16 protein-coding genes are annotated in these 13,326 nt (G+C 63.7%); 9 read left to right on the forward strand and 7 right to left on the reverse strand.

The window, feature by feature from the left end:
- Positions 1–17: 17 nt before the first annotated feature.
- The 5 genes from ACSQ3E_RS18540 to ACSQ3E_RS18560 form a co-directional block, all read right to left on the reverse strand.
- A complete protein-coding gene (locus ACSQ3E_RS18540) occupies positions 18–821 on the reverse strand; it encodes a sulfite exporter TauE/SafE family protein (protein ID WP_436123830.1) in 804 nt (267 codons plus the stop codon).
- 90 nt (positions 822–911) lie between these two features.
- The gene (locus tag ACSQ3E_RS18545) at positions 912–1,856 is read right to left on the reverse strand and encodes a sugar ABC transporter substrate-binding protein (protein WP_436123831.1); all 945 of its coding nucleotides are present in this window, start codon (positions 1,854–1,856) and stop codon (positions 912–914) included.
- A gap of 312 nt (positions 1,857–2,168) precedes the next feature.
- Entirely contained in the window at positions 2,169–2,819 is a 651-nt protein-coding gene (locus ACSQ3E_RS18550; RefSeq protein WP_310326096.1) for a GntR family transcriptional regulator, read from the reverse strand.
- An 81-nt stretch (positions 2,820–2,900) separates the two neighbouring features.
- Positions 2,901–3,836: a 2-hydroxyacid dehydrogenase gene (locus tag ACSQ3E_RS18555; RefSeq protein ID WP_436123832.1), complete on the reverse strand. Its 936-nt coding sequence runs from the start codon at positions 3,834–3,836 to the stop codon at positions 2,901–2,903.
- Between the two features lie 104 nt (positions 3,837–3,940).
- Complete coding sequence (locus ACSQ3E_RS18560) at positions 3,941–4,345, reverse strand: VOC family protein (protein ID WP_067956254.1); 405 nt, start codon at positions 4,343–4,345, stop codon at positions 3,941–3,943.
- 197 nt (positions 4,346–4,542) lie between these two features.
- Here ACSQ3E_RS18560 and ACSQ3E_RS18565 point away from each other — a divergent pair, with 197 nt between their 5' ends.
- Genes ACSQ3E_RS18565 through ACSQ3E_RS18575 form a run of 3 tightly spaced genes read left to right on the forward strand, consistent with a single transcriptional unit; the run spans position 4,543 to position 6,820 of the window.
- The gene (locus tag ACSQ3E_RS18565) at positions 4,543–5,499 is read left to right on the forward strand and encodes an alpha/beta hydrolase (RefSeq protein WP_310326089.1); all 957 of its coding nucleotides are present in this window, start codon (positions 4,543–4,545) and stop codon (positions 5,497–5,499) included.
- A 5-nt stretch (positions 5,500–5,504) separates the two neighbouring features.
- Entirely contained in the window at positions 5,505–6,419 is a 915-nt protein-coding gene (locus ACSQ3E_RS18570) for a dihydrodipicolinate synthase family protein (protein WP_436123833.1), read from the forward strand.
- The gene (locus tag ACSQ3E_RS18575) at positions 6,416–6,820 is read left to right on the forward strand and encodes a RidA family protein (RefSeq protein WP_436123834.1); all 405 of its coding nucleotides are present in this window, start codon (positions 6,416–6,418) and stop codon (positions 6,818–6,820) included. Before ACSQ3E_RS18570 ends, ACSQ3E_RS18575 begins: the two co-directional genes overlap by 4 nt.
- 100 nt (positions 6,821–6,920) lie before the next feature.
- Here ACSQ3E_RS18575 and ACSQ3E_RS18580 read toward each other — a convergent pair whose 3' ends face one another.
- Together ACSQ3E_RS18580 and ACSQ3E_RS18585 are read right to left on the reverse strand one after the other, a co-directional pair.
- Entirely contained in the window at positions 6,921–7,532 is a 612-nt protein-coding gene (locus ACSQ3E_RS18580; protein ID WP_436123835.1) for a malonic semialdehyde reductase, read from the reverse strand.
- Positions 7,532–8,341 (reverse strand): glutathione S-transferase family protein, encoded by an 810-nt coding sequence (locus ACSQ3E_RS18585; RefSeq protein WP_436123836.1) that lies wholly within the window; start codon positions 8,339–8,341, stop codon positions 7,532–7,534. Before ACSQ3E_RS18585 ends, ACSQ3E_RS18580 begins: the two co-directional genes overlap by 1 nt.
- A 130-nt stretch (positions 8,342–8,471) precedes the next feature.
- Between ACSQ3E_RS18585 and ACSQ3E_RS18590 the strand changes: the two genes are divergently transcribed.
- The 6 genes from ACSQ3E_RS18590 to ACSQ3E_RS18615 all read left to right on the forward strand — a co-directional run bounded on the left by ACSQ3E_RS18590 (position 8,472) and on the right by ACSQ3E_RS18615 (position 13,275).
- Positions 8,472–9,383, forward strand: a complete 912-nt coding sequence (locus ACSQ3E_RS18590) for a fumarylacetoacetate hydrolase family protein (RefSeq protein ID WP_436123837.1) — start codon at positions 8,472–8,474, stop codon at positions 9,381–9,383.
- A 46-nt stretch (positions 9,384–9,429) separates the two neighbouring features.
- On the forward strand, positions 9,430–10,422 hold the full coding sequence (locus tag ACSQ3E_RS18595) for an ABC transporter substrate-binding protein (RefSeq protein ID WP_310326076.1): 993 nt from the start codon (positions 9,430–9,432) through the stop codon (positions 10,420–10,422).
- 27 nt (positions 10,423–10,449) lie between these two features.
- Positions 10,450–10,992 (forward strand): VOC family protein, encoded by a 543-nt coding sequence (locus tag ACSQ3E_RS18600; protein WP_208993677.1) that lies wholly within the window; start codon positions 10,450–10,452, stop codon positions 10,990–10,992.
- 151 nt (positions 10,993–11,143) lie between these two features.
- Positions 11,144–11,908 carry an ABC transporter permease gene (locus tag ACSQ3E_RS18605; protein ID WP_310326072.1) on the forward strand — a complete coding sequence of 255 codons (765 nt, stop codon included), beginning with the start codon at positions 11,144–11,146 and terminating at the stop codon, positions 11,906–11,908.
- Between the two features lie 23 nt (positions 11,909–11,931).
- Positions 11,932–12,744 (forward strand): ABC transporter ATP-binding protein, encoded by an 813-nt coding sequence (locus ACSQ3E_RS18610; protein ID WP_436123838.1) that lies wholly within the window; start codon positions 11,932–11,934, stop codon positions 12,742–12,744.
- A gap of 99 nt (positions 12,745–12,843) precedes the next feature.
- Positions 12,844–13,275: a GlcG/HbpS family heme-binding protein gene (locus ACSQ3E_RS18615; protein ID WP_436123839.1), complete on the forward strand. Its 432-nt coding sequence runs from the start codon at positions 12,844–12,846 to the stop codon at positions 13,273–13,275.
- Positions 13,276–13,326 lie beyond the last annotated feature (51 nt).

Consider the following 13,326-nt stretch of genomic DNA (forward strand, 5'->3'; position numbering starts at 1 on the left):
GCACAAGTCGGCACCGGCTACGCGAGCAGCGACCAGGCGAACTGGGCCGAGACGGCGAGCAGGAAGACGCCGAAGGACACTTCGAGCGTGCGCTTGGAGGCGGCGTGAGCCATGCGCGCGCCGACGGGAGCGGTGAGCAGAGAGATCGGCATGATCAGCGCCACGGCCAGCATGTTGACGTAGCCGAGCGAGAATTCCGGCAGGTCGGACTTGTGCCAGCCGGCGACGATCAAGCCGATGACGGCGGGGATGGAAATCAGCACTCCGACGCCCGACGAGGTCGCCACCGCGCGCTTGATCGGCTGGTTGTACAGCATCATGAAAGTGTTGTTCATGATGCCGCCGCCGATGCCCATCAACGTCGAGAAGAAGCCGATCAACAGGCCGTAGAGCGAACGCACCGGCTGGCCGGGCAGGTCCTTGGCGACGATCCAGCCGGGCTTGTTGATCAGCATCTTGATGCCGACCACGGTGGCTATGGCCGTGAAGATCCACTTCAGGCTGGCGCCCGAGATGATGGCGGCGACCGCCGAGGCGAGGATGGCGCCGACCGGCAGGACGACCGCCCAGCTCCTGAGCAGCGGCATGTCGACCGCGCCATGCTTGCGGTGGGCCATGAAGGAGCGGATCGAGGTCGGCACGACGATGCCGAGCGATGTCGCGACCGCGAGGTGCATGCGGATGCTTTCGTCGACATCGAGCATGGCCAGTGCCTGCACCAGGACGGGGACGAGGATGGCGCCGCCGCCGATGCCGAACAGTCCGGCCAGGAGGCCGGCTACGGCGCCGGAGAGGACGAGGGCAATTGCAAGGGTCAACATCGCTTGATTTCTCTGGGGCTGGTAAAGATGAGGGGAACCCGGCTGGCCGGATTCCCCTTTGACGAGGTGCCTGTTCGGGCGGTTTGGTGCTTACGGCTGGTAGTCGGCCGGAGCGATGATCTTGGAGAAGTCGTAATCGGCGACTTTCTCCTTGGTGACGAGCAGGGCCGGGGCCTCGATGCGGCCGAGCACCTTGCCGCCTTCGATCGCGGCGATCGCTTCGCGGGCGGCGTCGCGGCCCATGGCGACCGCCGGCTGCAGCGAGGCGCAGGTCAGCTTGCCGTTTTCCAGCGCAGCGCGCGCGTCGTCGTTGAGGTTGGAGGTCGAGACCTTGATCTTCTCGACGGATGCGCCGAGCTGGTTGATCGACTCGACGGCCATGGTGTCGGCGGCGGTGAAGATGCCGTGCATGTCGGGGTGAGCCTTGGCCCATTCGACCGCGGCGACGCCTGCGTCCTTGGTGCCGCCGGCCTTCTCAGCGACGATCTTGATGTCGGGGAAGTCGGCTTCCATGGTGTTCTTGAAGCCGGTGACGCGCAGCTTGGCCCAGATTTCGTCGGGACCGGCGAACAGGCCGACCTCGCCCTTGCCGCCGATGGCGCGGCCGAGGCAGATGCCTTGCAGGCGGCCCATGCCGATGTTGTCGGCACCGACGAATGACGTCAGGCGGTCGGATTTCGGCGGCACCGACAGCGCGATGACTGGGATGCCCTTGTCGATGGCTTCCTCGACGGCCGGGCCGACGGCTGCGGCGTCGGCTGCGCCAATGATGATGGCGTCCACCTTCTTGTCGATGTAGCTGCGGATCTGCTCGATCTGGACCTCGGCCTTGTCCTTGGCGTCGCCCTTCAGCACCGTGTAGCCCTTTTCCTTGCCGGCGGTCTCTACGCCGTAGAGCCCGGCCTTCCAGAACGGAGAGCCGAAATAGGGAACTGTGACGCCGATCGTCTTTTCGGCGGCCGTGGCCGGTGCCGACAGCATGCTTGTTGCCGCCATCGCCAAAGCCAAAGTCAAATACCGTGCATTCTTGCCCATGATTTCTCCTCCAGAATTCGGGTCTTGAACATCGCCGTTGCGCACCCTCGATGTGCCGGCGGCTACAGGTACCTTGTAGTATGCAATGCGACTATCATGTATGCACGGATAGGATTGGGAATGCAAATGATTTGATATGCACATTTTCATTCTTGTATACCTGCAAGCGTAAAGGCGCGCGAAGGCGCGGCGCGCCAAGGTGACTGCACGTTGGAAATGTTGAGGGTGCCGCCGTCAGCAGCCGATGTGCGCAGGCAACCCGGCCAGAGGCCGGGCGCGGATCATCGATGGTGTCGGGATAATGCCTTGGGGCTACTTCGCCGCTTCGGCGGCGAAGCGGCTCATCACGCCGGCGCTGAGGCGGGCGTTGTGCTGGTAGAGAGCGGCGAATGCGGCCGGGCCGTCATTGGCGCGGATCGCGTCGACCACCTTCTGGTGTTCGTCGAGCGATTGCTGCAGGCGGATGTCGGCAGGGCCGGCCTGATGCTGGCGGAAAGGGGCTAGGCGCACGCGCAGGTCGACGGCCATCGCGGTGATGGTGACGCTGTGGGCGCCACGGCAGATGGCGTCATGGAACTTGCGGTTGATGTCGCGGCAGCCTTCGATGTCCTTTTCGGCGACGCAGGCGGCATACTGGCGATGCAGTTCGTAGAGCTGCTCGCGTTCGAGCGCGCTCATGCGCTGGGCGGCAAGCCGGGCGCACAGAGCCTCGATCTCGCATTCCGCCTCCAGCATGTCGGCCATCTGTTCGGTGTCGATGCGGGCGACGACGCCGCCGCGGCGCGGGTTCATCTCGATCAGACCGCGGGCGCCGAGCTCGCGCAGGGCGTCGCGCACCGGGGTCCTGGAGACACCAAACTTCTCGGCGATGACCTTTTCCTCGAGCTTCTGGCCAGGCACCATCACGCCCTTGGCGATTTCCTCGGCGAGGGCCTGGTAGATCTGCGAGGCAATGGTGGTCATCGTTCGGCTTTCCGGTCTTCACGGCAAATGGCGATCTGCCGCGACGGCAAATCCCAAATCGATTTAGTGACAGCCCGAGATTTATGCAAGCTGGGCTTTGAGTATACCACCGCTGCGATGCGCGGCGAGGTTGTGGAGAAAGATGTCGATCTGTGCGTTTTCCGCCGCCGGCGAGCGTCCGGCCATGTGGGGGGTCAGCACGACATTCTCGAGATCGGCAAGGCCGGCCGGCAGCCCCGGCTCGCCGTCGAAGACGTCCAGGCCGGCGCCGGCGATCCGGTGAGTTTGCAAGGCTTCGACCAGCGCATCGGTGTCGACAACCATGCCACGCGAGACGTTGACCAGGAAACCGTCCGGCCCGAGCGCTGCGAGCATGTGACGGTCGACGAGATGGCGCGTGGCCGGTCCGCCGGGGCAGGCGACGACGAGGAAGTCGCTTATCGACGCGAGCGCGAGCGGGTCGGCGACATGCTGCCAGTCGACGTCGGTTACTGGATTGCGGGTAGTGTAGGCGACACGCATGCCGAAGGCTTCGCCGCGCTTCGCGACCCCTTGGCCGATGTTGCCGAGGCCGATGATACCGAGGGCAGCGCCCGACAGCGTCGGGCGGGCCGAGCGGATCGCGCCCCAGGCGCCCTCGCGCAGGCGGCGGTCGCGTTGGCAGATGTCGCGCGATACCGCCAGCATCAGCGCGAGCGCGTGGTCGGCGACAGTTTCGGTGTTGGTGTTCGGCGCGTGGGTGATGTGGATGCCGCGGCGCCTTGCGGCCTCGACATCGACATTCTCGTAGCCTGCGCCATAGGCGGAAACCAACTTGAGGTCGGGCAGCCTGCCCATCTCGGCGTCTGATATACCGGTGCTGCCATTGGTGAGCACCGCCCAGACACCGCTGAAATCGATAGCCGGTGATCCGCTGCCCAGTCCTGCGGGCAGCGTGATCACGTCGTAGGACTGGGACAGTCGCGACAGGCAGGTTTCCGATACGGGGATCGTCACCGCGATCTTAGACTTGGCCATCTCGATTGCTCCGTTCCGTTCTATTTTGCCGCCGCCCAAGCCGGCGGCTGTGACATGGCCCGATGCCGGGGGTGCTAGTTGCCCCGGCATTGGTGCGGGCCAGGTCAGGCGGCGTTGACGTTCTTGACCGCGCCCTTCCAGCCGTTTTCGGTGACGTCGAAAACGATGCCTTCAGGGGTCTTGTACTTCACTTCGTAGAAGACGTTCGGGTTCGATTCCTTGCGGCCGTTCATGTACGAGCCGCCGGCGGCCTTCACCAGTTCGTCGGTTTCCTCAACCGAATCCACCCACATGCCGAAGTGGATAATGCCGTTGTAGTCCTTCTCGGTCTCGAATCCCGGGACCGGCTCTTCGCCGAAGTTCAGCAGGGCGACGTTCATGACGCCGTCGGACATGTAGACGCCGCGCATCGCCTGGCCGGCGCGGGTCATGCCGAAGGCCTTCTCGAAGAACTGGGCAGCCGCTTCCGGGTCGGACACGGCGATGGCGAGATGGCGCAACTTGGCCATTGGATTTCCTTTCTCAGCTTTTGGCGGCGAGGCGGCAACCGCCCCGCAACACAGACTCTATCTATCTGTGTATGCAAATACTAATCTGTGTATGCAAATATGTTGTCAAGTGTGAAATTGACTGCTATCCAGCAACAAATGAGGGGCGTGGGTACACCTGCTTGATGGCCCCTCTGCGAGGAGCAGGGACAGCAGAAATGCGATTTGCGGGACTTTCGCCTGATGAGCGGGCGCGGCTGGATGCCGTCGGCAAGGTCTGGAACGACGATCTGGGTGCGAGCCGTAAGGTGGTGCTCGATGTCTATCGCGCCAATCACCAGGAGAAGGCCGCCAATGACGACATCGTCGTCCACCGCGACCTGGCCTACGGCGCCGATCCCGCCCATCGCCTCGACGTCTTCGAAAGCAGCAGCCGTTGCGCTTCCGGGCGCGGCCGGCCGGTCGTCGTCTTCGTCCATGGCGGCGCGTTCACGCGTGGCTCGAAAAGCACCGATGGCCTGATCTACGACAACGTGCTGCGCTGGTTCAGCCGCCAGGGCCTCGTCGGCGTCAATGTCGAGTATCGGCTGGCGCCCGGTGCGCAATATCCCGAAGGCGCGCGCGACGTGGCGGCTGCGATCGACTGGATCGCCGAAAACATCGAGCGCTTTGGCGGCAATCCGCGCTCGATCCTGCTCGTCGGCCATTCCGCCGGTGGCTGCCATGTCGCCGGCTATCTCTACGATCCCAATGTCGGGCGGCGCCCGAGCTCCGACATCAAGGGTGCGGTGCTGATCAGCGCGCGGCTCAGGGCTGACAGCCTGCCTACCAATCCCAACGCCAACAACGTGCGCCAGTACTTCGGCGACGACGAGGCGGCCTACGAGGCGCTGTCGCCGGTGATCCATGCAGGCACCAGCCCGCTGCCGGTGATGGTCGCCATAGCCGAGTTCGAGAACCGCTACATCGACGCCTATGGCGCCGAGTTCGTCCAGCGCCATGCGATGCGCACTGGCAAGGCGCCGCGCTTCGTCCAACTGAGCCGCCACAACCACACATCCATCGTCGCGCATTTCGATACGCACGAAGAGGAACTGGGACACGAGATCATGCGCTTCGCCATCGACGAATGCGGTCTCTTTCCCTGCGGACTGTCCTGTCAAAAGCGAAAGTGAGACCCATGAACCAGGAGCTTCTCTCCGTCTACGCACCGGTGCTGACGCCGTTCAACTCGGACTTGACCGTCAATTCGCAGCGTTTCCTCAGCCATTGCCGCTGGGTCGTCGACCAGGGCGCCGGCCTAGCGATCTTCGGCACCAACAGCGAGGCAGCTTCGCTGTCGCTGGCGGAAAAGCGCCGCTTGCTCGATGAGGTCGTTGCATCAGGCATCCCGGCGTCGGCTCTGATGCCGGGCACCGGTGCCAATTCGCTCGAGGAGACCGTCGAACTGACGCGCGCAGCCGTTGATGCCGGTGCGCCTGCCGTGCTGGTGCTGCCGCCGTTCTTCTTCAAGCCGGCGTCGACCGAAGGCCTGATCCGCCACTATGGCCGCCTGATCGAGGCGGTGGGTTCGGACAGGCTGCAGGTGGTGCTCTACCACATCCCGCAGTTCACCGGCGTTTCGATCACCGTCGAGCTGATCGAGGGCCTGCGCCGCTGCTATCCGAATGTCGTCGGTATCAAGGACAGCTCGGGCGACCGCGAAAACCTGGCGCGCTATCTCGAGGTTGGCGACGGCTTCAAGGTGTTCCCGGCTTCCGAGATCCTGCTCGGCGAGACGATTTCCAAGGGCTCGGTCGGCTGCATTTCGGCGACCGCCAACGTCAACGCCAAGGGCATGGTCGAGGCTGTCGTGAACACGCCGAAGCTCGGCGTGGCCGATGCCTTCGCCGGTGCTGCCGCAGTGCGGACGCTGTTCCAGCAATTCCCGATGATCCAGGCGATGAAGTCGCTGATCGCACGCGAACTCGGCTCCAACGATTGGCGCACTGTGCGAGCACCGCTGGTCGAACTCGACGCGCAGGCCGAGCAGACATTCCTCGCTGCGATCGACAAGGCCGGCTTCTCGCCCTGGGCGCTGGAGAAGGCCGCGTGAGCATCACAACATCCGAACGGCCGAAGCCGCTCGCCAACTATCCGTTCCTGCACGAAGCGGGCGGCCTGCTGTTCCTGTCGGGCGTCAGCGCCCGGCAGAAGGACGGCACCATCGCCGGTGTCACCAGGCAGGCGGGCAAGGCGAGCTACGACGTGGCCGAACAGTTCCGGGCGATCATCGCCAACATCACCGAGACCCTGCGTTCGGTTGATGGCACGCTCTCGGATCTCGTCGATGTCACGATCTTCCTCACCGACATGGCCGACTATCCGGCGATGAACGGCGAATACAACAAATGGTTTGGCCCGGACGGTCCGACTCGCACCACGGTAGGCGTCAGCCAGCTGCCGCATACAGACATGGTGGTCGAGCTCAAGGTTGTCGCCCGCCGTCCCGACTGATTTTCAGGCGAGCCTAGTTCAAGACTTTTTCGAACAGCCGATTGCGCACCCGTAGCCTGGCCCCCGGCGTTCGCGTCGGGGGCTTCTTTTTTGGATTTAGTCAGAGAACGGTGCAGGCTTCGTCGAACGGCAGGCGAGGGTGGCGGGGAAACAGCTTGGCCGGATCGCCATGGCCGATGCCGCAGATGAAATTGGAGCGGATGGCGGTGCCGGCGAAGAAGATCTCGTCGGTGGCGGCGCGATTGAAGCCGGAGATAGGCCCGCAGTCGAGGCCCACCGCACGTGCCGCCAGCATGTAGTAGGCCGCCTGCAGGGTAGCGTTGCGGAAGGCGGTGTCGTCGACGAGATGAGGATTGCGCTCGAAATGGCCTTTGCCGTCGGTGTGCGGGAACAGGAACGGCATCTTCTCGGCGAAGCCGTGGTCGGTGGCGAAAATGGCGACGACAGGACAGGTCATGATCTTGGAGACGTTGCCGGCGGCCAACGCCGGTTTCAGTCTTTCGCGCGCTGCACTAGTCGTCAGGTAGACGATGCGCAGAGGCAAACAGTTCATGCTCGTCGGTCCCATTTTGGCGATGTCGTGGATGCGCTCCAGCAGAGCGAGATCGACCGGCCGGTTGAGCCAGCCGTTCTGGCTGCGGGCGTCGATGAACAGGCGGTCGAGCAGGGTCTTGTTGTCGTCCAGCACGTCGATCTTCATGGCGTGATCCATCAGAGCATTTCCATTTCCGGTGTTGGGGGCTGACCGAGTGCTTCGGCGAGCAGTGCGGCGACCAGGCCGGTGTCGACGAGCGGATCGGGGCGAGCGGTATCAGGGCCTTGGGCCGCAGAGAATGACGGGCGTGCGCGGATGCGTGCCGCCCAGTCGGAAGTGTTGGGAAAGGCCGCGAGCAGGCTTGTCATGGCCAGCCGGTCCAACCGGTCGACGAAGGCAGCCATCGCCACATCGGCCAGCGAAAAGCTGTCCGCTGCCAGCCAGTCTCTTCCAGCCAGCGCCTGCTCCATCTTCGCCAGCACGTCGCGGAATGTCCTGATCGAGGCGACGACCGCCGCACGATCAAAAGCCGCGTGGGCAGCCGCGAGATAGGCGTCGCGTCGCGCCGGTAGGGGATGCCGCGCGATCAGCTCGGCGAATTCAGCCGGGGCGATCTTTGCCACGCGCGCCTTGAGAATGAGATTGAAGGTCGGCGGACGCATGGCGGGATGCACCACCTCGTCTTCGAAGCGCGCCCAGCTTCGCGCGCGTGCGCGTTCTTCTATGGCAGACGGCAGCAGCCTGCCGCCGGCAATGTCGACGAGCAGTTCGTTGATGTCGGAGGATTCGAAAAAGACCTCGCCGTTCCAGCGCAGCGCCGGCACCAGTCCTTTTGGATGCACTTCGAGATAGGCCGGGCCGAGATTCTCGAAACGCGACAGGTCGATGCGGCGCGACGTCCAGGGGAGGCCGAGCTCGGCCAGGCAGATGCGGACCTTGAAGGACTGAACCGAACCCCATTCGTGGAACAATTCGATTTCAGACATCGTTAGAAACTCGCTCGCTGTGCGCACCTCATGCTTGACATGCATACACAGATGATGAAATGTATGCAACAACGATAGCAGGCAACAGGGAAGGAGCCAGCCAGTGGTGTGGCACGCGCTAGGACAACGAGTGATCAGGGACGAAGTTCGGCCCGTATTGGTAACGGAGCAGGGCGTCTATGACCTCGCGCTGGTGGCGCGCCTTGCGGGCAAGGATGCCCAGGCTTGGGAGAAGTGGATATCAGGCGGTGTGCCGGGTATCCTGGATCGCTGGCAGGATGTGGCTCCGGCTCTGGCGGCACTTGCCGAGAGCGTCGTCGCCGCTGGCCCGAAATACGAGCCGTTGGGGACGGGAACGCAGCTGCGCGCGCCCTATCGCCCGATCCGCATTTTCGCCACCGCCTCCAACTATGTCGAGCATGCCCAGGAGATGGGTACGGTGCTGGCCGACAAGGCTGAAAGCCAGCCCTACGTGTTCATGAAGGCGGATTCGAGCGTCATCGGCCCCGATGAGGCGGTGATCCTGCCGGAGCGCGCGCAGAAGGTCGATTGGGAGGTCGAGCTGGCAGCAGTGATCGGTATTGGCGGCCGCGACATTCCGGTCGAGAAGGCGCTCGAGCACGTTGCCGCCTATTCGGTCATCAACGACATCACCTCGCGCGATCTCACCCGCCGCACCGATTTCCCCTTCAAATTCGACTGGTTCCGGGGCAAGAGCTTTGACACGTTCGCCCCGCTCGGTCCGTGGCTCGTGCCGGCCGCCTGCATCGGCGATCCGCAGAGCCTGCGCCTGACGCTGGACGTGAACGGAACGCGCAAGCAGGACGACAGTACCGGTTCGATGATCTTTTCCGTCGCCGAGCAGATTTCCTATCTGTCGTCGATCCTGACGCTTCGGCCGGGCGACCTGATCGCCACCGGCACGCCTGACGGAGTCGGCATGGGGACTGGGGAGTTCCTCAACTGCGGGGACATCGTCACGGCAGCCGTCGAAAAAGTCGGCGCCATAACAAATCCGATACGGTCGATGCCGGTCGGGTAAGAAGCATCCAAAAATCAGGCCCAACACTGAGGAGGACAGTATGGCAATGAGTTTCGGGAAGGCACTGCGCGGGCTCGCGCTGGCAGGCGCCGTTGCAAGCATGACGGTCGCCGCGTCGGCGGCCGAGAAGGTCTCTTTCAACATGTCGTGGCTGCCGCAGGGCAGCGTCGGTGGCATCCTGGTTGCCAAGGCCAAGGGCTTCTATGACGAGGCCGGCCTCGACGTCACCGTCTACCAGGGCTATGGCGGCCAGCGCACCGTCAACGAGATCGACCAGGGCCTGTTCGACATCGGCTACGGCGATCCGGTTTCCGTCATTCTCAACCGCGCCAATGGCGGCAAGGCAGTCTTTGTCGGGTCGATCAACACGGTGTGGCCCGGCGCGCTCTGCTACCTGACCAAGGACGGCGAGAGCGAGAAGAAGCTCGCCGATTTCGCTGGCAAGTCCGTCGGTGGCGGCGCCACCTCGCCAGTGCAGAACATCGTCCCGAGCTGGCTCGAGGAGAACGGCCTGCCCAAGGATCACCTCAAGCTGCTGCGCATGAACCCGGCCGTCATCACCTCGTCCTTCCTGGAAGGCAAGGTCGATCTCGCCGAGTGCTGGGAAGGCGCCAGCCTGCCGATCCTGACCGAGAATGCCGGCGAGAGCGGCAAGAAGATCGGCATGATCAAGTATCGCGATTTCGGTCTCGACATGTATGGCAGCGGCTTCGTCACCACCGAGCAGATGCTGGCCGAGAAGCCCGAGGTCGTCGACAAGTTCCTCGACGCGTCCTATCGCGGCTACGAATATCTCGCCCAGAACCCGGACGAGTCGGCCGACCTGATCGTCAAGCAGTATCCGACGCTCGAAAAGAGCATCGTGCTGGAGCAGGTCAAGCAGATCAACGCCCTGGTTCGCGATCCGAATGCCGAGAACAAGGACCTGGGTTTCGTCCGTGCCGACCGCATGGAAAAGACCATGGGCTTCGTGCGTGAAGCCTTCGTCGTCGACGATAGCATCAAGACTGCTGACCTCTACCGCAACATCAGCCGCTGAGGCTGACTTCACTCCTGGATGAGGACCATGAAGAAGAAGATCAACGTCAGGAAGCTGGGCCACATGGTCCTGATGGTTCGTGACATCCACAAGTCCGTCGACTTCTACACCAATGTCGTCGGGCTGGAGGTCTCGGACTGGATCGAGGACAAGATGGTGTTCCTGCGCGCAGGCGCCGACCATCACGACCTCGCTCTGTCGCAGATCCCGGCGGATTCGCCTGATCGCGACGACCTGCCGAAGTATTCGAGGCCCGGCCTCGAGCACTTCTCCTACCTGGTCGACAGCCTCGAGGACATGGAGGCGGCGGCCGAGATGCTGCAGGAGCGCGGCGTGGAAATCGTCCGCGGCATCGGCAAGCATGGTCCGGGCGCCAACTGCTTCCTCGTGTTCAAGGATCCCGACGGCAACAACTGCGAGATCTATTGCGACATGATCCAGGTGACCGAAGACAACCCGCATGTCGCCCAGGTCTGGGCACGCAACATCGACGCCTTCGACCAGTGGCATTTCAAGCGCTTCCTTGTCCCGCCGCCTCACCAGGTGGTGAAGGACAAGCTGGGCGAGTAGGCCGAGGACCTGCAAGCCACCGAGACCGAGGGGCGCCGGCCATGCTGGCGCCCTTCCTCAAAGAGCGCACCGGAGACCCGGATGCGACGTACAGATTTCCGGGGCCGCTGCCTGCGAGGCCACCCCGGACGCCTATCAGGGAGGAGCCAATATGTCAGGCGTTAGTCCAAGGCTTGTTGCCTATGCGCAAGTCATCTCGTTTTTCGGAGCGTTCCTGCTCTTCTGGGAATATGGCGTCCGCTATTTCGAAGTGAAGAAATACATCCTGCCGCCGATCTCGGCGATCGCGGTGGCGATCTGGGAATCGCGTGACCAGATATTCGAGCATTCGATGTACACGCTGGCCGAAGTGCTGATCGGCTTCATTGCCGCCGTCGTGGTCGGTATCATCATCGGCATGGTCGTCTATGTCTCGCCCTTCGCCCAGCGCACCATCTACCCGCTGGTGACGGCACTGCAGACCACGCCCAAGAGCGCGCTGGCGCCGCTGATGATCGTCTGGTTCGGCTACGGCTTCGTCTCCAAGGTGGCGATGGCCTTCCTGTTCGCCTTCTTCCCGATCGTCGTCGCCACGCTCGGCGGCTTCGCCGGCACGGCCAAGAACCTGGAAGAACACTTCCGCGCTCTCAATGCCGGTCCGTGGACAACGTTCACGACGCTGCGCCTGCCAAGCGCGCTGCCGGCCTTCATCGACGGCTGCCGCGTGGCCATGCCGCTTGCGATGATCGGCGCCATCATCGGCGAACTCGTCGGCTCCGACCGCGGCCTCGGCAACCTCATAATGCTGGGCACCGCTTCGTCGCGCACCGACCTCGTCTTCGGCTGTATCATCGTCATCACGCTGATCTCGCTGGTGCTCTATGCCGCCATCGAATTCGCGGCCAAGTCCGTCTGGTGGCGGGGTATCCAGGTATGAATATCGCAGTTCGGGAGGACACCATGTCGGCTACGGCGACCATCGAGGCACAAAAGGGCCGCGCCCAGCCGGCCGCACAGCCTCAGGCCAACCACATCGAAGCCACGGGGCTCAACAAGCACTTCGGCAAGGTCAAGGCGCTCGAAGACATCAATTTCGGTATCCGCAACCAGGAATTCGTTTCGGTGCTCGGGCCGAGCGGCTGCGGCAAGAGCACGCTTCTGCGCATCATCGCCGGCCTGATCCCCTATGAGAGCGGCTCGGCGACGATCAAGGGTGAGGCGATCCATTCGCCGCGGCCAGACATCGGCGTCGTGTTCCAGACCAACAACATGCTGCCCTGGCTCACCGTGCGCAAGAATGTCGAGCTTGGCGCCCGCATCCGCAAGATGCCGGCGGAAGCCCGCGACCAGGCGGTCGACAAGGTGCTGGAGGTGCTGTCGCTGAGCAAGTTCGCCGACGCCCACCCGCACCAGCTGTCGGGCGGAATGCGCCAGCGTGCCTCGATTGGCCAGGCGCTGGTGCTCGATCCGCCGATCCTGCTCATGGACGAGCCCTTCGGCGCGCTCGACGCGCTCACCCGCGACAAGCTCAATGTCGAGCTGCTGCGCATCTGGCAGGAGCACCGCAAGACTGTGATGCTGATCACCCACAGCATCGCCGAGGCCGTGTTCCTCTCCGACCGCGTGCTCGTCATGGCCGACCGGCCGGGCAAGATCATCGAGGAGGTGTTGATCGACCTGCCGCGCCCCCGCGACGCCGCCGCCACCCGCGCGCTGCCGCAGTTCGGCGAGTATGTCGCCTATCTCGGCAAGCTGATGGGCGTGACGAAGTAGTCACGCCGGAGGCTGACAGCCTTTCGACAATGCCATGCGTTTCGGCGGCTGCCACAGGTTGGCAGCCGCCTTTTTGATGAAGGATACCTGGAGGACGACATGACTGAACTGACGCTGGCCATGGCCAACACCATCATCGCAGCCGCCTTCGAAAAGGGCACCGAGGCGAAGATGAAGCCGTTGACGGTTGCCGTGCTCGACGCCGGCGGGCATCTGAAAGCCTTCCAGAAGCAGGACGGCGCCTCGATGCTCCGCTACGAGATCGCCTCGGGTAAGGCTTATGGTGCGCTGGCCGTCGGCATGGGGTCGCGCTGGCTCGACCAGACCGCCAGGGAGCGGCCACACTTCATCGAGGGTCTCAACGCCGTCTCCGGCGGCAGGATCGTGCCGGTGCCCGGCGGCGTGCTCATCCGCGACCAGAGCGGCAAACTTCTCGGCGCTGTCGGCATCACTGGCGACACGTCAGACAATGATGAGCTCGCGGCCGTTGCAGGCATCGAGGCTGCCGGTCTTAGGCATCAGCTCGCGTGATGGTCTCCAACAGCCCCTCCGGCGGGTTGCCGGAGGGGCTGTTGGCGGTTC

It is taken from the genome of Aminobacter sp. LjRoot7 (genome assembly GCF_964252895.1).
In the GTDB taxonomy this organism is placed as follows: domain Bacteria; phylum Pseudomonadota; class Alphaproteobacteria; order Rhizobiales; family Rhizobiaceae; genus Aminobacter; species Aminobacter aminovorans_B.